12 protein-coding genes and 1 riboswitch are annotated in these 19,502 nt (G+C 33.5%); of the genes, 6 read left to right on the forward strand and 6 right to left on the reverse strand.

The window, feature by feature from the left end:
- Nucleotides 1-180: 180 nt before the first annotated feature.
- The 4 genes from HSX10_RS01325 to HSX10_RS01340 form a co-directional block, all read right to left on the reverse strand.
- Nucleotides 181-1,191: an alpha/beta fold hydrolase gene (locus HSX10_RS01325; protein WP_173586398.1), complete on the reverse strand. Its 1,011-nt coding sequence runs from the start codon at nucleotides 1,189-1,191 to the stop codon at nucleotides 181-183.
- 12 nt (nucleotides 1,192-1,203) lie between these two features.
- The gene (locus HSX10_RS01330) at nucleotides 1,204-1,653 is read right to left on the reverse strand and encodes an OsmC family protein (RefSeq protein ID WP_173586399.1); all 450 of its coding nucleotides are present in this window, start codon (nucleotides 1,651-1,653) and stop codon (nucleotides 1,204-1,206) included.
- A 130-nt stretch (nucleotides 1,654-1,783) separates the two neighbouring features.
- Nucleotides 1,784-3,079, reverse strand: coding sequence for an O-acetylhomoserine aminocarboxypropyltransferase/cysteine synthase family protein (locus HSX10_RS01335; protein ID WP_173586400.1), 1,296 nt, complete (start codon nucleotides 3,077-3,079; stop codon nucleotides 1,784-1,786).
- Between the two features lie 145 nt (nucleotides 3,080-3,224).
- A riboswitch (SAM riboswitch) is annotated at nucleotides 3,225-3,348 on the reverse strand.
- Between the two features lie 99 nt (nucleotides 3,349-3,447).
- A complete protein-coding gene (locus HSX10_RS01340; RefSeq protein WP_173586594.1) occupies nucleotides 3,448-4,998 on the reverse strand; it encodes a hypothetical protein in 1,551 nt (516 codons plus the stop codon).
- Nucleotides 4,999-5,147: 149 nt separating this feature from the next.
- Between HSX10_RS01340 and HSX10_RS01345 the strand changes: the two genes are divergently transcribed.
- Genes HSX10_RS01345 through HSX10_RS01365 form a run of 5 tightly spaced genes read left to right on the forward strand, consistent with a single transcriptional unit; the run spans nucleotide 5,148 to nucleotide 12,022 of the window.
- On the forward strand, nucleotides 5,148-6,323 hold the full coding sequence (locus HSX10_RS01345; protein ID WP_173586401.1) for a 2-isopropylmalate synthase: 1,176 nt from the start codon (nucleotides 5,148-5,150) through the stop codon (nucleotides 6,321-6,323).
- Between the two features lie 4 nt (nucleotides 6,324-6,327).
- Nucleotides 6,328-7,710 carry a 3-isopropylmalate dehydratase large subunit gene (gene leuC / locus HSX10_RS01350; RefSeq protein WP_173586402.1) on the forward strand — a complete coding sequence of 461 codons (1,383 nt, stop codon included), beginning with the start codon at nucleotides 6,328-6,330 and terminating at the stop codon, nucleotides 7,708-7,710.
- Nucleotides 7,710-8,300 carry a 3-isopropylmalate dehydratase small subunit gene (leuD, locus tag HSX10_RS01355; RefSeq protein ID WP_173586403.1) on the forward strand — a complete coding sequence of 197 codons (591 nt, stop codon included), beginning with the start codon at nucleotides 7,710-7,712 and terminating at the stop codon, nucleotides 8,298-8,300. Before leuC ends, leuD begins: the two co-directional genes overlap by 1 nt.
- A 9-nt stretch (nucleotides 8,301-8,309) precedes the next feature.
- Nucleotides 8,310-9,428, forward strand: coding sequence for a 3-isopropylmalate dehydrogenase (gene leuB / locus HSX10_RS01360; RefSeq protein WP_173586404.1), 1,119 nt, complete (start codon nucleotides 8,310-8,312; stop codon nucleotides 9,426-9,428).
- 14 nt (nucleotides 9,429-9,442) lie between these two features.
- Nucleotides 9,443-12,022 carry a phosphoenolpyruvate carboxylase gene (locus HSX10_RS01365; RefSeq protein WP_173586405.1) on the forward strand — a complete coding sequence of 860 codons (2,580 nt, stop codon included), beginning with the start codon at nucleotides 9,443-9,445 and terminating at the stop codon, nucleotides 12,020-12,022.
- Nucleotides 12,023-12,195: 173 nt separating this feature from the next.
- Here HSX10_RS01365 and HSX10_RS01370 read toward each other — a convergent pair whose 3' ends face one another.
- Entirely contained in the window at nucleotides 12,196-13,494 is a 1,299-nt protein-coding gene (locus HSX10_RS01370) for an ammonium transporter (protein WP_173586406.1), read from the reverse strand.
- Between the two features lie 27 nt (nucleotides 13,495-13,521).
- Entirely contained in the window at nucleotides 13,522-14,541 is a 1,020-nt protein-coding gene (locus HSX10_RS01375) for an outer membrane beta-barrel protein (RefSeq protein WP_173586407.1), read from the reverse strand.
- A gap of 443 nt (nucleotides 14,542-14,984) precedes the next feature.
- On the opposite strand from HSX10_RS01375, the gene gltB reads away from it, so the two are divergent.
- Nucleotides 14,985-19,499: a glutamate synthase large subunit gene (gene gltB / locus HSX10_RS01380; protein WP_254453182.1), complete on the forward strand. Its 4,515-nt coding sequence runs from the start codon at nucleotides 14,985-14,987 to the stop codon at nucleotides 19,497-19,499.
- Nucleotides 19,500-19,502: the final 3 nt, after the last annotated feature.

A 19,502-nucleotide genomic window follows, 5' to 3' on the forward strand; every position in this document is an offset into this window, starting at 1 on the left:
TCGTTATTGCTAATAATATTAACGCTCTAGAGTTAAAAATTAACTAATTTTATTAAGGTTCTGTTATTAATATCGATGAAAAGATAAGAGATGTCGTTTAGTTATAAAGTTCTGTAGATTCTTTGAAGCAAAAAAGCCAAACTTATAAGTTTGGCTCTTTTTAATATTATATGCTAGTTTTTATGCAACTTGCTGCTCAAGTTTTTTTTTAACAGAAGTTACTTCTGCTTTAAAAATAGGTTTCAAAAAGCGTGCTAATTGATCAAATTCAATTAAAAAAGCATCGTGTCCGTGTATCGATTTTATTTCATGAATGTTAACATTTTCTTTCTTGCCTTTTAGTTCAACAAAGGTGTTCCAGTTTTCATCAGCTTTAAAAAATAAATCAGAATTGATAGTGATGATATGAATGTCACTTTCAATTTTAGATGCGACATCTAAAAAATCATTTCGATCTCTAGTGATATCAATTGTTCTTAAAACCTGATTCATTAATTTGTATGCAGCAACCTGAAAACGATCATTTAGAGCATTACCGTGATAACTAAGCCAGGATTCAATGTTAAAAAAGGATTCGTCTTTCTTAGTACGATCAAATTTTTGTGTTAAAGATTCTGGTGTTCGGTATAACGTCATGGCATGCATTCTGGCATCTACCAATGGTTGAGAAGAGTTATTTAATAGCGCATCTTGAATATGGCAATTAGCAATAACCCAGTCTGTAGATTTCCAGTCGGTTGCAATAGGAATTAAATGTTTAATTAAACGCGGTTTTAATGCGGCTAATTCCCATGCAATTCCACCTCCAACAGAACCTCCAATGACAGCAAATAAATGTTGAATTTTTAATTCTTCTATTGCTAAGGCAAAGAGTTTTGCAATATCTCTTGCTGTGAAATCTTTATAATTTTCTATGATGTTTTCAGCTTTATTATCGTAGCCATTACCAAGAATATTAAAAGATAAAATTGTGTATTCATTAGTGTCGATACATTTATTTTCTCCGATAATATCATTCCACCAACCATTTTCTCCGATAACATTAGAGTTTCCAGTTAGCGCATGATTCACTAAAATAATAGGTGCTGTATGTAGGGGTTTACCAAAAGTTTGGTAAGACAAGTTTAGTGAAGTTGTCTTACCACTTTCGGTTGCATAGTTAGCAATTGTAATATGTTTTAGATTTATCATCGCTAGTTTTTTTTAAACCGCAAATTCTTTTACTACGGATATTTTTAAAGGTGTTTTATTTTGAAGATTGTCTTTTACAGGGCATCGTTCTTCAACTAATTGAAGCCATTTAGATAAGGTTTCAATACTTGCGTCCGTTTCAGGAATAAGATTTAAACTTATAGATTTAAATCCAGCACGTTCTTTGTTGGAGTTACCTAAAAACCGATTTGGATTTAATTCGCCAGAGACTTCTATTTTTAAATTTTTTATAGTGAAACCTAACTCTTTGGCTACTATATGCCCAATAACATTAGCACAGCCCGCAAAACCAGCTAAAATATATTCTACCGGATTTGCATCCGTATCTGTACCTCCTAAATCAGAAGGTTCGTCTACGACTAAAGTAAATTGTCTTGTTTTTCCTATAAATTTTGTAGGTGAAGCACTAGCTCCTGCTACAGAAAATTTTATATCGCTCATTTTGTTTTTTAATTTTGAAAATATTTTAATTTAAAATTTTAGAGTCATCAAAATATCACATAAAGCACAGCTGCAAAAAAATAATTTTGCTATGTTTTTTACTGTGCTTAATGTGATAGTGACTTTTTGATTAATGCTGAAGCGCTTTTTGTTTTACAACTGCAAAAGCTTCTTTTAAATCATTTTTCAAATCTTCTATATTTTCAATTCCTACAGATAAACGAATTAAGTCTTTGGTAACTCCAGAGGTTAATTGCGCTTCATCGCTTAGTTGCTGATGTGTTGTGCTTGCAGGATGAATGATAAGAGATTTTGTGTCTCCAATATTTGCTAATAATGAGAACAACTTTGTAGTGTCAGAGATTGTTTTAGCAGCTTCGTAACCTCCATCAACGCCAAAAGTAACAACGCCACTCTGACCTTTTGGTAAGTATTTGTCTGCTAATTTTTTGTATTTACTAGTTTCTAAACCAGGGTAGTTTACCCAATTGACTTCCGGCTGTTCTTGTAGCCATTTTGCTAATTCTAAAGCATTTTCACTATGTTTTTTAATACGTAATTCTAAAGTTTCTAAACCTTGAATGATTTGAAAAGCATTAAATGGACTTAAAGCACCACCATAATCCCGTAAGCCTTCAACTCTAATTTTTGCAATAAAAGCAGCTGCTCCAATAGCTTCGCTATAAACTAAACCATGGTAACCAGCAGATGGTTCTGTGAATTCTGGGAATTTCCCATTAGTCCAATCAAAATTGCCACTATCAATTATAATACCTCCTAATGAAGTTCCATTTCCGGTGATGTATTTTGTTAAAGAGTGAATAACAATGTCTGCCCCGTACTCAATTGGTCTAAGTAAGTAAGGTGTTGCTACAGTATTATCTACGATTAATGGAACCTTAAAAGCTTTTGCTTCTTTAGAAATAGCTTCTAAGTCTAAAACATCTAATTTTGGGTTTCCTAAGGATTCTACAAAAAAGGCTCTTGTGTTTTCTTGAGTTGCTTTTTTGAATGAGTCAGGATCAGAAGGATCTACAAAAGTGGTTGTAATACCATGTCTAGGTAGTGTAACGCTTAATAAATTGTAGGTTCCTCCATATAAGCTACTCGATGCTACGATGTGATCGCCAGCTCTTAGTAATGTTAGTAATGTTGTAGAAATGGCTGAGGTTCCAGAAGCTGTTGCTACTGCGCCTATTCCGCCTTCTAAAGCTGCTAAACGCTGCTCTAAAATGTCGTTGGTTGGGTTGTTTAAACGGGTGTAAATGTAACCAGGAACCGAAAGGTTAAATCTTCCTGCTGCTTCATCTGAATCTTTAAAGACGTAAGATGATGTTTGGTAAATAGGAACAGCTCTTGTCCCTGATGTTTGACTTGCGTCGTGTCCTGCGTGCAACGCTTTGGTTGCGAATTTTTGTGTACTCATTTTTCTAAGTTTTTGAGTTAATAAAAGATTAAACCAAAAGCCAAAATAAGCTTCATATATTTTCGATTTTAAATCGAAGTGTGAAGCATACTTAATAGAAAAATATTATGAAGAAAATGCTAATTACAGATGGGTAATTAGTCTTGAGTTATCTATCCAATTTTCCGATTAATGAATCGGATTATTAAGTAGAATTTAGCACCTTCTTAGTGAATCTAAGGGTTGCTAAGGCTTCATAGGGTCATTCCCTCCGCCTTTCTTGATAACATTTCAGTAAGTGTTTGAACTTTGTGAGCACAAATATTGCAATACAAAAATCACAAATCCAAATAATTTGGCGATTTTATGAGTTTTTTATGAAAATCATATTAAATTAAGTTATTCTTTGCTAAATATTTAATATGAATAATTTCAGAGACAGGTTTGTTTTCAATTTTACTTTCAAGCCATGAAATAACATCTAGGTATAAAAAGGCACGACGCTCGTAGGGATGATCTTCAAAAGTTTTTAATGTTTTGTGTAATTCTTTAAATGCATTTTTAAGGTCATGAGGGTAAATATCTTGTAAACTTCTAATGAATTTTATCATTTCTTTTTGTACCTCATGAAGGTCGTTCATTTTAATTAAAAACTTGTAAGTGCTTCTTAGTAGTGTTTCTAGGTGGTAATCTAAGCCTGCTTCGTAATGAGCAACAAGATTTAAAACTCTGGAAAAACAGAGTAGGTCTTCTCGCATGGAAAGCGACTTGTTAGAAATGATTTTATCAAGATATTTTATGCATTCTTTATTGTTGCCTGCTCCAAATTGTAAGCTAGCAAACTTGTAATAAAAAATCATTTTATGGTGTGGGTCAATCTTTTCACCAAAAGGGATTAGTTCTTTTTCTATTGTCGGAATAATATCGAGTCCTTCTGCAAAACTACCGTCAATAAAATGTTGATTAATTTTGTGAAAGTTAGTGTAAAGGAAGACTAAAGAAGCAACATTTTCGTCTTTTGGAAAGCTTAATTTTTGAACTGTGGCTTCAAAGTCATTAAATTTTTCTACAAATTTTGTTTTGTTACCAATAAAAACCAAAGCCTCTAAAAGGTAGTTGTTTCCTTTTAAAAAGAATACCGGATTAAGATTAATCATGCTTGGGTTTTGATAAAATAAATCCACCCATTTTAAAGCATACTTAAAACAGTTTAAAAAATCTTGAAGTAAAAAGCTTTGCCATAAATTAGCTTTATATAGCCATAATTTTTCTCGAAACCCTAAGTCTTCAATTTTAACTTTGGGTAATTGCTTATTGAAATAATTGATGACCATTTTGGCTTCATCTTCATTTTTTACATAACCTGTTTTTAGAATATTGCTGTAGAGTTGAAGTGATAGGTTGGAGAGCTTACTGGTTATAACGTTAAGTGTACTTAATTCTTTAGCTTGCACAGCTAGTTCATCTGCGCGTGTGCTAATACTTCGTGTAATGTATTGTGATTCAATAACTTTTTCGAGTTCAACAATCTCGAAAGCCGAGTTTTTTTCTTCATTGACTATGGCTAGCTCTTTAGCTTTATCTAAAATTTTTAAACTTTGTTTATATAAACCTTTATGGTATAAAATTGAAGCAAAATCTAATTGTTCTCTAATTTGTAATCTTATGTTTTGATGTGAAGGATTCAGTTTTAAGCTGATTAAAATTTGCTTATATAAATGCGATTTTACATTTGCAAGCTGTTGTTTTTTAATAATATTACTTTTTAAAATTGAAGTTTCATTATAGGCTTTAGCCTTGTCTAAAAAATTAAAAAGATTCAAAAATTTAGAGTCAGAATTCACACCAAGCCGACCAACATACAGTTTAAACTGACGTTTTTCAGATTTAGTTAAAGACTTAACTAGTGAGAATAAATTATCTTTTTGGTCTTTAGTTATCAATTGAGAATAGATTTATCTGTCTGTTAATCAGTTAATTGAAATATATTTTAACGACTGGGCATCGTAAAGTTAAACTAAGATCGGTATTTTAAAGCAAAATCAAAATATATATTCGTAAGACAATACTATAAAATATATTTTGATAAATGTCTAATAACCGTATTCAAATATTCGATACTACACTGCGAGATGGAGAACAAGTGCCAGGTTGCAAGCTTAACTCAGAACAAAAAGTAATCATTGCAAAGCAATTAGATCTTTTGGGAGTTGATGTGATTGAAGCTGGATTTCCAGTGTCTAGTCCAGGAGACTTTAAGTCTGTAGAAGCAATTTCAAAAATTGTAAAAAATGCAACAGTTTGTGGTTTAACACGTGCTGTTGAAAATGATATAAAAGTTGCTGCTGAGTCTTTAAAATATGCTAAATTACCGAGAATACATACAGGTATAGGTACGTCAGACTCTCATATTATTCATAAATTTAAATCAAACAAAGAAGCTATTATTGAGCGTGCTTTTCAAGCTGTAAAATATGCGAAGTCTTTTGTTGAAGATGTAGAGTTTTATGCTGAAGATGCAGGAAGAACTGATAATGAATATTTAGCAAGAGTATGTGAAGCTGCAATTAAAGCAGGTGCTACTGTGTTAAATATTCCAGATACAACTGGGTATTGTTTACCAAGTGAGTATGGAGCAAAAATAAAATACCTTAAAGAAAATGTAAAAGGTATTGAGGAGGCTATATTGTCTTGTCACTGTCATAACGATTTGGGTTTAGCTACAGCAAATTCTATTGAGGGTGTGATTAATGGAGCACGACAGATAGAATGTACTATCAATGGTATTGGTGAGCGTGCTGGTAATACAGCATTGGAGGAAGTTGTTATGGTATTGAAGCAACACCCTTATCTTAATTTAGATACTAATATTAATACGTCAATGTTGTATGGAATGAGTCAACTTGTTAGTGATAATATGGGGATTTATACGCAGCCAAATAAAGCGATTGTAGGTGCTAATGCTTTTGCTCACAGTTCTGGTATTCATCAAGATGGTGTGATAAAAAACAGAGAAACTTACGAAATTATTAACCCAGCAGATGTTGGTGTTACTGAGTCTGCAATTGTTTTAACAGCAAGAAGTGGAAGAGCAGCTTTGGCATACAGAGCTAAAAATGTAGGTTACGAATTAACAAAACTTCAGTTAGATGATGTATATTCTAATTTTTTAAGTTTTGCAGATCGTAAAAAAGAAATCAACGATAATGATATTCATCAAATTATAGAAACAAGTAGTGTCTATAAACAAATAATTTCAGCTTAAATACATGGGGAAAACACTATTCGATAAAGTTTGGGACGCGCATGTGGTAGATGCGATAGATAATGGACCACAGATACTTTATATAGATAAACATTTAATACACGAGGTAACAAGTCCGCAGGCTTTCAATGAATTGGAAGAACGCGGAATTCCTGTATATAGGCCCAATCAAATTGTGGCTACGGCAGATCATAATACGCCAACATTAAATCAAGATCAACCAATAAAAGATGAACTCTCTAGAAAACAATTAGAGCAGTTGTCTAAAAATTGTAAAAAAAACAATATCACATTATACCAATTAGGTCATAAATACAATGGTATTGTGCATGTAATGGCTCCTGAGTTGGGAGTGACTCAACCAGGCTTAACGATGGTTTGCGGTGATAGTCATACCTCAACACATGGTGCGTTCGGAGCTATTGCTTTTGGTATAGGAACAAGTCAGGTTGCGCAGGTTTTTGCGAGTCAATGTTTGTTGCTTACTAAGCCTAAAAGTTTAAGGGTGTCGGTTAATGGAAAATTGAAAGCAGGAGTTCTACCAAAAGATGTTATTCTTTATATTATTTCAAAATTAGGAACCAATTCTGGTACAGGTTATTTCTGTGAATATGCAGGAAATGTTTTTGAAGATATGAGTATGGAAGGTCGTATGACGGTTTGTAATATGAGTATTGAAATGGGAGCAAGAGGAGGCATGATTGCTCCAGACGAAACGACTTTTAGTTATGTGAAAGGAAGAGAATTTGCGCCTAAAGGTGAAGATTTTGATAAAAAAGTAGCCTATTGGAAAACCCTTCCTACGGATGAAGATGCTGTTTTTGATCAAGAATATAGTTTTGCTGCAGAGGATATTGAGCCAATGATTACTTATGGTACAAATCCAGGTATGGGAATTAAAATTTCAGAAACGATTCCTGTAAATGATAATCCTTCGTTTAAAAAGTCATTAGCTTATATGAATTTTGAAGCTGGTGAAAGTTTAATAAATAAACCTATTAATTTTGTTTTTATAGGAAGTTGTACCAATTCTAGAATTGAAGATTTTAGGGTTGCTGCTAAATATATAAAAGGAAAGAAAAAGGCAGATAATGTAACGGCTTGGTTGGTTCCAGGAAGTAAGCAGGTAGAACATCAGATTATTGAAGAAGGTTTGAAAACTATTTTTGATGATGCTGGTTTTGAATTGCGTCAACCGGGGTGTTCGGCATGTTTAGCCATGAATGATGATAAAATTCCACAAGGAGAATATTGTGTGTCTACTTCAAATAGAAATTTTGAGGGTAGGCAAGGACAAGGTTCAAGAACAATTTTAGCAAGTCCATTAGTTGCAGCGGCAACAGCAGTAGAAGGAAAAATTATAGATATAACAAAGCATTTAAATTAATGGAAAAATTTACAACCTTAAAATCAAAAGCCATTCCTTTAAATATTGAGAATGTCGATACCGATCAAATTATACCTGCGCGTTTTTTAAAAGCAACAGACAGAAAAGGGTTTGGTGATAATTTATTTAGAGACTGGAGATATCATAAAGACGGTTCCGTTAATATAGATTTTATACTTAACGATGCTCAATATTCAGGTAAAATTTTAGTTGCTGGAGATAATTTTGGATGCGGATCAAGTAGGGAACATGCGGCTTGGGCAATTACAGATTTTGGATTTAAAGTGGTTGTCTCTAGTTTTTTTGCAGATATTTTTAAAGGGAATGCCTTAAATAATGGATTATTACCGGTTCAGGTTTCTAAAGCGTTTTTAAGTGACTTACTTCAGATTATTGCGTCTAATTCAGAGACAGAGTTACTTGTTGATTTAGAAAATCAGACCATTTCTGTAAAAGATTCTGATTTATCAGAAAAATTTGAAATAGATGCCTATAAAAAGACGTGTATGATCAATGGTTACGATGATATTGATTACCTTGTGAATAATAAAAAATTAATTGAAGCTTTTGAAGCTCAGAAAATATATTAGTCCATACAAATGAAATTAAATATAGCAGTTTTACCAGGGGATGGTATTGGTCCAGAAGTAACTAATCAGGCTATTAAGGCGTTAAAAGCAATTGCTTCAGAATTTAATCATAATTTTAAGTTTACAACGGCAGATGTTGGTGCTATTGCTATCGATAAGCACAATGATGCTTTGCCAGATGAAACGTTAGAATTATGTAAAAATAGTGATGCTATTTTGTTTGGTGCTATTGGTGATCCTAAATATGATAACGACCCTACTGCTAAAGTTCGTCCAGAACAAGGCTTGCTTAAGCTGCGTAAAGAACTAGGTTTATTTGCGAACATTAGACCTGTAAAAGCATATGAAACGCTATTAGATAAATCTCCTTTAAAGAAACATATCATTGAAGGGACAGATATATCTATTTATAGAGAATTAACTGGAGGTATTTATTTTGGTGAAAAACAGCTGTCTGAAGATGGAAATTATGCTTCGGATTTATGTGGTTATTCTCGTGAAGAAATTGAGCGTATTGCGCATTTAGCTTTTGTTGCAGCAGAAAATAGAAGTCATAAAGTTACCTTGGTAGATAAAGCAAATGTTTTAGAATCTTCTAGACTTTGGAGGAAAGTAGTAAAAGAAGTTGCGGAGCAGTATCCAGATGTTGAACTCGATTTCTTATTTGTAGATAATGCTGCTATGCAAATGATTTTAAATCCTAAGCAATTCGATGTTATTTTAACTGAAAATATGTTTGGTGATATTATTAGTGATGAAGCTAGTGTAATTGGTGGTTCTATTGGTTTATTAGCATCGGCTTCGGTTGGTGATAAATATGCGATGTTCGAGCCTATTCATGGGTCATATCCTCAAGGTGCAAACAAAGGAATTGCAAATCCTATCGCTTCAATTTTATCGGCGGCTATGTTGTTGAGTCATTTTGAATTACATAATGAAGCCGAATTAATTAGGTTAGCTGTAGAAAAATCATTAAAATTAAACATAACAACTCCGGATATAAATTCGGTAGTAAATACGGTGACAACGTCTAATGTTGGTGATTTTATTGAAGATTTTCTTTATCATCCTAAAGATTCAAATATCAATTTTAAGAATATCCACTTAGGACAATCCACTATAATTTAATTTTAAAAAATATAATGTCCACACAACCAAAATTAACACGTTTTAATCAAAACGTATTGTCTAAATATCAGATATACAATAGTATATTTATGACATTGCCTTTTGATTCGGTTACGAAAACAGGAGCGCTTTTGCCTTTGTTTCATGAAACTTGCCATAATGGTTTTGAGAATCATGAGGATCCAACAACTATCGTGGATTCTTTTTTCGATAAATATCAAGCGAGGCGTTCTTCAGAAAGTCAAATCAACTTATTATTTCGATTTATTCAATATATAGAGCGACAAGTCGTTTTGTTTGATGCAATTGAAGATGCTGCATTTCCTGTGGTTAACAATATGGATGGTATTGGTACTTTAAGGAGTTTAAAAGAAACAGCTACAGCAGATAATAAATTAGAAACTTTAAAAAAATATTTAGAAGAGTTTAAAGTTCGAATCGTATTAACTGCTCACCCAACACAGTTTTACCCAGGTTCAGTTTTAGGTATTATTACAGATTTAACGGCGGCAATTCGTGAAAATGATTTGCTTAAAATTAATGATCTTTTAGCGCAATTAGGGAAAACACCTTTCTTTAAGCATGAAAAACCAACGCCTTACGACGAGGCAATAAGTTTAATATGGTATCTTCAAAATGTATTTTATGAATCATTTGGGGGTATTTACGATTATATTCAACAGAATATTTTTGATGGAGAGCATATCGATAATAATATTATCAATGTTGGTTTTTGGCCAGGTGGAGATAGAGATGGAAACCCTTTTGTAACGCCAGAAATAACTTTAAAAGTAGCGGGTAGATTAAGAAATTCAATTGTAAAAAGTTACTATGGAAACTTAAGACAATTGAAAAGGAAATTAACATTTCAGGGGGTTGAAGAAAGAATAGCATATTTAGAGCAAGAATTATATAATTTAGTTACAGATAAAGAGTCAGATTTAACTTTAGAATTTTTTGTTTCAGAATTAAAAGCTATTAAGCAGATTGTTATAGATAAACATCAGTCATTATATGTTGATGAGTTAAATAGCTTTATCAACAAAACGCATTTATTCGGGTTTCATTTTGCTAGTTTAGATATTAGACAAGATAGTCGTAAGCATGAGCAGTTTTTTAATAATATGGTTAATGCTTTAATAGAAAGTGGTACTGCTATTTTCCCTAAAGATTATCAAGATTTATCAGAAGAAGAGCAGGTTAAGATTTTATCTAAAATTGAAGGTTCAATAGATTTATCTTTAATAAAAGATGAAGAAACTTTAATGGCTTTACAAACGATGAAGGCGATTAAAACTATTCAGGAAACGAATGGTGAGCAGGCTGCAAATAGATACATTATTAGTAATAATCAAAGTACTTTACATGTCATGCAATTGTTTGCGATGTTAAAGTTAGTTGCATTTCAAGATAAGTTAACCGTAGATGTTGGTCCTTTGTTTGAAACGATTACAGATTTAGAGAATGCACCTCAAATAATGACGGAATTATATACTAATCCAGAATATGCTGCGCATTTAAAATCAAGAGGTAATAAGCAAACTATTATGCTTGGTTTTAGTGATGGAACAAAAGATGGTGGTTACTTAATGGCGAATTGGGCAATCTTTGAAGCTAAAGAAAACTTAACTAGAGTTTCTAGAGAGTATGGTGTAAAAGTAATTTTCTTTGATGGGCGTGGGGGACCACCTGCTCGTGGAGGAGGAAAAACACATGATTTTTATGCGTCTTTAGGATCTACAATAGAAGATAATGAAGTTCAGTTAACGATACAAGGGCAGACTATTAGTTCTAATTTTGGGACTTTAGATTCTTCTCAATATAATTTAGAACAATTAATAAGTTCTGGTATTGGTAATAGTCTAAGTGATGTCGATTTAACAATGCGTTCTGAAGATAGAGTTGTAATGACTAATTTGGCAGAGCGTAGTTATGAAGCTTATTCGGCTTTTAAAGCGCATCCAAAATTTATTCCTTATTTAGAGAATATGAGTACGCTTAAGTACTATGCGAAAACAAATATTGGTAGTCGTCCGTCTAAACGAGGGAAATCTGATGCATTGGTTTTTGAAGATTTAAGAGCGATACCTTTTGTTGGTTCTTGGAGTCAGTTAAAACAAAATGTGCCAGGGTTTTTTGGAGTTGGGACAGCTTTAAAGCATTATGAAGATATTGGTGAATTTGATAAAGTTAAAGAGTTATTTAAAACTTCAAACTTCTTTAAAACTTTAATTGAAAACAGTATGATGTCTTTGTCTAAGTCGTTTTTCGATTTAACACGTTATATGGCAGAAGATGAAGAGTACGGTGAATTCTGGAGTCTTATAAATGAAGAGTATGAAACTTCTAAACGTTTAATCTTGAAACTTACAGGTTATAAAGATTTAATGCAAGAAGAGCCTTCAGGAAAAGCATCAATTGCGGTTAGAGAATCAATTGTATTACCTTTAATAACAATACAGCAATATGCTTTAAAGCAAATACAAGAGCTTGAGAAAGCAGAAGTAAGAGACGAGGAGTTGATTAAAACCTTTGAAAAAATGGTGACGCGATCATTGTTTGGTAATATTAATGCAAGTCGTAATTCAGCTTAAAAATTAATAATTTAGAGTAAATAAAAAAACCTTAGAAGTGATAAAAGCTTCTAAGGTTTTTTTTATGCATTAGTTCTAAAACAAAAGGTAATAGAAAACCCTCGAAATAAAATACTTCGAGGGTTTTCACTTTAACAACTAAATTAATTATCGATTTAAACTAATAAATGATTTTATCTTTCTCTCTTCCCTGGGTATGCAATTTCTCCATGCTCAGAAAGGTCAAGACCAACAAGTTCTTCTTCTTCACTTACACGTAGACCCATTGTAGATTTTAATATTTTAAGAATAATAAATGATAGTGTAACAGACCAAGCTGCGTATGCTAAAACTCCAATTGCCTGAGTTCCTAGTTGAGAGAATCCACCACCATTAAGTAGTCCAATAGCTTCGTCTCCGTTAACGCCCCAAAGTCCAATAACTAATGTTCCCCAAGCTCCGGCAACACCGTGAACTGAAGCAGCACCAATAGCATCATCAATTTTAAGTTTTTTCTCAATAATTTCTATAGAGAAAACAACGATAACACCACCAATTAATCCTGCCATTACGGCTCCTATTGGGGTCATGTTTCCACAGCCAGCAGTAATACTAACTAAGCCGGCTAAAACACCATTTAAAGTTTGTGGTAAATTTGGTTTACCGTACCATATCCATGTTGTGATTAATGCGCCTAAACCACCAGCGCCCGCTGCTAAGTTTGTAACTAATACAACATTTGAAGCTGCGATTGAATCGGCACCACCCCAAGCAAGTTGAGAACCACCGTTAAATCCAAACCAACCCATCCAAAGTACAAATACTCCTAAGGTTGCAAGAATTTGGTTATGTCCAGGTATTGGCATTACTTTTCCATCTACGTATTTTCCAATTCTTGGTCCAACCATAAAAGCGGCAACTAATGCAGCCCATCCACCAACAGAGTGTACAATTGAAGATCCTGCAAAGTCAATAAATCCAAGTTCGGTTAACCAACCAGAACCTTGCCATTGCCATCCACCTGCTATAGGGTAGATTAAAGCAGTCATTACAATTGAAAATATAGCGTAAGTAGAATATTTTGTACGTCCAGCAATTGCTCCAGATACAATAGTTGCAGCTGTTGCAGCAAACATTGTTTGGAAAAGTAAATCAGCTCCTTCTCCTTGCATTATGCCGCTCCAAAAAAACCATCCGTTAGAAGTGTCACCATACATTAAAGAGTAACCAACAAACCAGTAGGTTAATGATCCAACGCAAATGTCAAGTAAGTTTTTCATTGCAATATTGGCTGCGTTCTTCGATCTCGTCATACCAGTTTCAACGAGTGTAAATCCGGCTTGCATAAAAAATACTAAGATTGCTGAAATTAGCATCCAAAGCATTCCCATGTCTCCGTTTATGGCGCTAACTGCAGCTTCTATGTCTGCAGATGTAGCGGCATCTTGCGCTGCAATTAAACTAGGAATAAATGTTAAAAAAATGTTTGTCATAATGTATATGTTAGTTAGTGTATTTATTTAAAAAGTATAGATTGCTGCAAGTGTAAAAGCTTCTAAACTACTTGAGTTTTCTCCATCTGCATCAAAATAAACTGCATCGTTATTGCTCCAAGAATCTAGTCTTATTTCTGGTTTAATAATTAAGTTGCTATCTACTATGTAACTACCTGTAACAGTTAATCCTATTACGCTAGGTAAATCATCAAGCTCATCATCATGCAATGAAAAATATTCGCCTCTTAATCCAAGTGCGAAATCATCAGAAAGCGAGTATTGTGGGTAAAGTGCGGCTCCGTAAAAACCACTTCCATCATTGTCATTATAAGCAGCGTTGATACCTAAGAATAAACTATCGTTAAGATCGAATCCGCCAGTATAATCAACTTCAAAACCTAACCCGCCGTTATTACCACTATCGTAGTATAAATTTAAATATTGACCAGAATATCCTAATTGAGCTCCGAATGAATATTCACCTGTGGTCGAAGTGTCATTAGTATCCCAAGGATTCATAACAGCTAACATTAAGCTGAAATCATCAGATAGAGCAAAATCAGCTTTTAAACCTACATGAGAGAAAGGTCCGCTAGAAAATAAATAAGATGTGCTGTAATTAAAGTTTGCAGCTGGTGCAATTACTTCGTATCCTAAAAACGTATTAAAACGTCCCATTGTTAACGTGGTGCTTTCTGAAACATTCCAGTAAACGTATGCTTGATTTACAATACCGTCAACAATGTCATTGCTAAATGTGGCGCTACCACCTCTTGGTCCTGTTACTAAATCAAGGACAGCACCTACTTTTCCACTTTCGTAGCTGGCAATAATGTTACCCATTCCTAGAGCAAATCCAGTTTGATCTGCAAAAGCAGTTCCAAAAGATTGTCCGGAATCATCTGAAGCTGTTAAATAAGTTTGGTAATAAGCATCTACACTACCGCTAATGGTAAATGACTTTTTAGTTGTGGTCTCTTCAGTGTCCTGAGCGCTTAAAACTATAGTTGATAATAGTAAAGTTAAAGAGAGTAATTTTTTCATAATTAAGTGTTTATAAATAGTTAGTGTCTCTCAAATCTATGCAATATTTAATTACACCCTAAAAAAAATAGGGGTTAAATGATGATTTTTGCGAATATATAATTTTATACCCTATAAATTTTAGGGTTAATTTTTTTTTTTGCTGTTTTTATTGATATATCAATAATTTACAATCTGTAATTTTTTGTTAAAATTCACGATTTAGTGTGTTATTTTTACTTTTCACTCGCTTAAACAGTGGATTTAATAATTTTTTTTGAAAAATATTAAATATTACATATTAGCTAATTCCTAGTCTAAACTGTTATATTTTGAAAAATGTTTAGTTTCGGTGCTCTAAACTATCGATTTGAGAAAAGTGTTTCAACTATTTTTTTTATAAAATTATTGCATATATATTAGGGGAGTAATGAGGTGTTAAAACCTTTAAAATTTTTTGAATTATGCTGAAGAAACAAGGCCTTTATTTACCAGAATTTGAACACGAAAATTGTGGTGCGGGTTTTATATGTAATCTCAAAGGAGAGAAGACCAATCAAATTATACATGATGCTCTAGAAATACTAGTAAAATTAGAGCATAGGGGAGGTGTGAGCTCTGATGGAAAAACGGGTGATGGTGCAGGTTTATTAATAGATATTCCTCATGCTTATTTTAAACGCGTTTGTGGATTTAAAATCCCTGTTCGTGGCAAATATGCGATAGGAATGGTGTTTTTGCCTAAAAATAGAAATCAATATAAATTTTGTAAAGATACTTTTGAAAAAGAGGTGATTGCTCAAGGGCTTTCAATTATTGGCTGGCGAGAAGTGCCTGTAGATTCTACCCAATTAGGTCCAATAGCTTTAGCATCAGAGCCGAATATTGAGCAGCTGTTTATTGGGAAATCTAATGAGGTTTCAGAAGAAGTTTTTAAAGCTAAATTATATGCCGCAAGGAAAATAACTGAGCATACGATTGCGAATTCTAAAATGTCTCAAAGTTCTTATTTTTATGTTTCTAGTTTGTCTGTTAATACGCTTATTTATAAAGGGATTATTATGCCCGAAGATATTGGAACTTACTATAAAGATTTACAAGAATCAGATTTGGTAACACGCTTAGCATTAGTGCATCAGCGTTTTTCTACAAATACAATGCCTACTTGGGAATTAGCTCAACCCTTCCGATTTATGTGTCAAAACGGAGAGATTAATACCCTTCGTGGAAATGTAAGTAGAATGCGTGTGCGAGAAGAGATTATGAAAAGTGATGTTTTTGGACCTCAAATAGATAAATTATTTCCAATTATTTTACCCGGAAAATCAGATTCTGCTTCTATGGATATGGTGGTAGAATTATTAACGCATACAGGAAGATCGTTGCCAGAAGTCATGATGATGATGATTCCTGAGGCTTGGGAAAAGCACAAAACAATGTCACCTGAACGTAAAGCATTTTACGATTATAATGCATGTATTATGGAACCTTGGGACGGACCGGCTTCTGTGCCTTTTACAGATGGAAATTATATTGGTGCATTATTGGATAGAAATGGATTAAGACCTTCTAGATATACGGTTACAAAGAGTGGTAAGCTTATTATGTCTTCAGAAATTGGTGTGGTAGATATTGCTCCAGAAGATGTAGAAAGTCATGGTCGTTTAGAGCCTGGGAAAATGTTTCTTGTAGATATGAACCAGGGTCGTATTATAAATGACGAAGAAATAAAAAGTAAAATTGTTAGAGAAAGACCTTATCAAGAATGGTTAGATAAAACAAGATTACATCTTAAAGATATTCCATATACAGGGCAGACTTGTCCGATTGAGGCTATAGATATGAAGACTAGAGAACGTCTATTCAACTATACCTTTGAGGATATTCAAGAGGTTATCACTCCAATGGCTCAAAAAGGAAAAGAGGCTTTGGGTTCTATGGGAATTGATACTCCATTAGCGGTTCTTTCAAATAAACCTCAAATCATTTCAAATTATTTCAAACAATTATTTGCGCAAGTCACAAATCCGCCTTTAGATGGAATTAGAGAGGAAATTGTAACGGATATTAGTTTATCTCTGGGTGAGGATAGAAATATTTTTAACATTACAGAACGTCAATGTAGGAAACTTAAAATTCAGAATCCAGTAATTTCTAACGACGATTTAGATAAAATAAGAAATATTAAAGTTGAAGGTTTTAAGGCAGAAACAATTGAAATGCTTTATCAAAAAGATAAAGGATTAAATGGTTTAGAAGATGCATTAGATAATATTATAGTGCAGATTGAAAAAGCACTTGAAAGAAAAACGAATATTATTATCTTGTCTGATAGAGGGGTTAATAAAGAATTTGCTCCGATTCCTTCATTGTTAGCTTGTTCTTATGTGAATCATCAAATGAACCGTTTACGTAAGCGTTCTTATTTTGATATTATTATAGAATCGGCAGAGCCAAGAGAGCCTCATCACTTTGCGACTCTATTTGGTTATGGTGCCAGTGCTGTAAATCCGTATATGGTAAATGAAATTATCAGAATACAAGTTAAAGATGGTTTTATTACCGGAATGGATGAGCAACAGGCTGTAGATAATTTTAATCAAGCCATAGGAAAAGGAATTCTTAAGGTGATGAACAAAATAGGGATCTCTACATTACATTCATACAGAGGTTCTCAGATATTCGAAATTGTTGGTTTTAATTCTCAATTTGTAGAAAAATATTTCCCATATACAGCGTCAAGAATTGAAGGTATTGGCTTATATGAAATTGAAAAAGAAATTAACCAGCGTTATAAATATGCTTATCCAGATAATTTATCAGACACACGATTAAGTTTAAATATTGGAGGAGATTACAGATGGAGACGAAATGGTGAGAAGCATTTATTTAATCCAACAACCGTTGCTAAATTACAACAAGCGGTAAGGTTAAGTGATCAGGCGAGTTATGATGTTTATGCAAAAACGATTAATGAACAGTCTGAAAATTTAATGACCATCCGTGGTTTATTTGAGTTTAATAATATCGATCCGATTTCTTTAGATGAAGTGGAGCCATGGACAGAAATCGTTAAGCGTTTTAAAACGGGAGCGATGTCTTACGGATCTATTTCTCGTGAGGCTCATGAAAATTTAGCCATTGCTATGAATAGAATTGGAGGAAAATCTAATTCAGGTGAAGGAGGTGAAGATAGAAGACGTTTTCAGCCCGATGTAAATGGCGATAGTCGTAATTCTGCAATAAAGCAAGTGGCTTCAGGACGTTTTGGAGTTACGTCTCATTATTTAGCAAATGCTAGAGAGATTCAAATAAAAATGGCTCAAGGTGCAAAACCTGGAGAAGGTGGTCAATTACCTGGTGAAAAAGTTTTACCATGGATTGCTGCGGCTAGGAATTCAACACCTTTTGTAGGTTTAATTTCACCGCCACCACATCATGATATTTATTCAATTGAAGATTTAGCACAATTAATTTATGATTTAAAAAATGCGAATCGCGAAGCCAGAATTAATGTGAAACTAGTTTCTGAAGTTGGTGTAGGTACTATTGCAGCAGGTGTTGCTAAAGCAAAAGCAGATGTTGTTCTTATTTCGGGTTACGATGGTGGTACAGGTGCTTCGCCTTTAACATCATTAAAGCATGCGGGTTTACCTTGGGAACTTGGTTTGGCAGAAGCGCAACAAACTTTAGTGCTTAATAATTTAAGAAGTAGAATAGTTGTTGAGTGTGATGGTCAATTAAAAACAGGACGAGATGTTGCAATTGCAGCATTGCTAGGAGCTGAAGAATTTGGGTTTGCAACAGCGCCTTTAGTAGCTTCGGGTTGTATAATGATGCGTAAATGTCATTTAAATACTTGTCCGGTTGGTATTGCAACACAAGATAAAGAGTTGAGAAAAAACTTTAAAGGAACACCAGAACATGTAATTAATTTCTTCTATTATATAGCTGAAGAGTTAAGATCAATTATGGCAGAATTAGGGTTTAGAACGATGGCTGAAATGATTGGTCAGACTCATAAAATAAATGCTAATAAAGCGATTAAGCATTATAAAGCTAAAGGTTTAGATTTATCTTCAATCTTACATCGACCAGAATCTTACGGTAAAATGGTGGTTAAGAATACGGAGAAACAAGATCATAATTTAGATAATGTCTTAGATTTTCAAATACTAAAAGATTCGCATCGTGCTTTATATCGAAAAGAGAAAATGGCTTTAGCGTATCCTATTAAAAATACAAATAGAACTGTTGGGGCAATTGTAAGTAATGAGATTTCTAAGATTTATGGTCATTTAGGATTGCCAGAAGATACTTTAAATATCAATTTCACAGGTTCGGCAGGGCAAAGTTTTGGTGCATTTAGTGCACACGGACTTACATTTACTTTAGAAGGAAATACAAATGATTATTTAGGTAAAGGTTTGTCGGGGGCAAAACTTATTATTAAAAAGCCTGCAAAAGCAGATTTTATAGCTGCAGACAATATTATTGTAGGTAATGTTTGTTTATTCGGAGCCGTAGAAGGTGAAGCTTATATTAACGGAATTGCAGGAGAACGTTTTGCGGTAAGAAACTCAGGAGCAACAGCTGTGGTAGAAGGTGTTGGTGATCACTGCTGTGAGTACATGACGGGTGGTAAAGTAATAGTGCTTGGTAAAACAGGAAGAAACTTTGCAGCCGGAATGAGTGGAGGTATCGCTTACGTTTACGACCCTGAAAGTAAATTTATAAACGGTTTGTGTAATACCGAAACTATAGAGTTTGAAAAAATTCTCAAAAAAGATGGACTTGAGTTAAAGGCCATTATAGAGAAGCATGTAAAATATACAAATAGCCAAAGAGGTGCTGATTTATTAGCAGATTGGGATGTGAGTTTACGTCATTTTGTTAGGGTAATGCCAACAGAATACAAACGTGCTTTAAAGCGTTTGGCGACAGAAGAACAAATGGTTGAAGAATTAGAAACAGTATAGGAC

This window comes from Winogradskyella undariae (genome assembly GCF_013285155.1).
GTDB lineage: Bacteria > Bacteroidota > Bacteroidia > Flavobacteriales > Flavobacteriaceae > Winogradskyella > Winogradskyella undariae.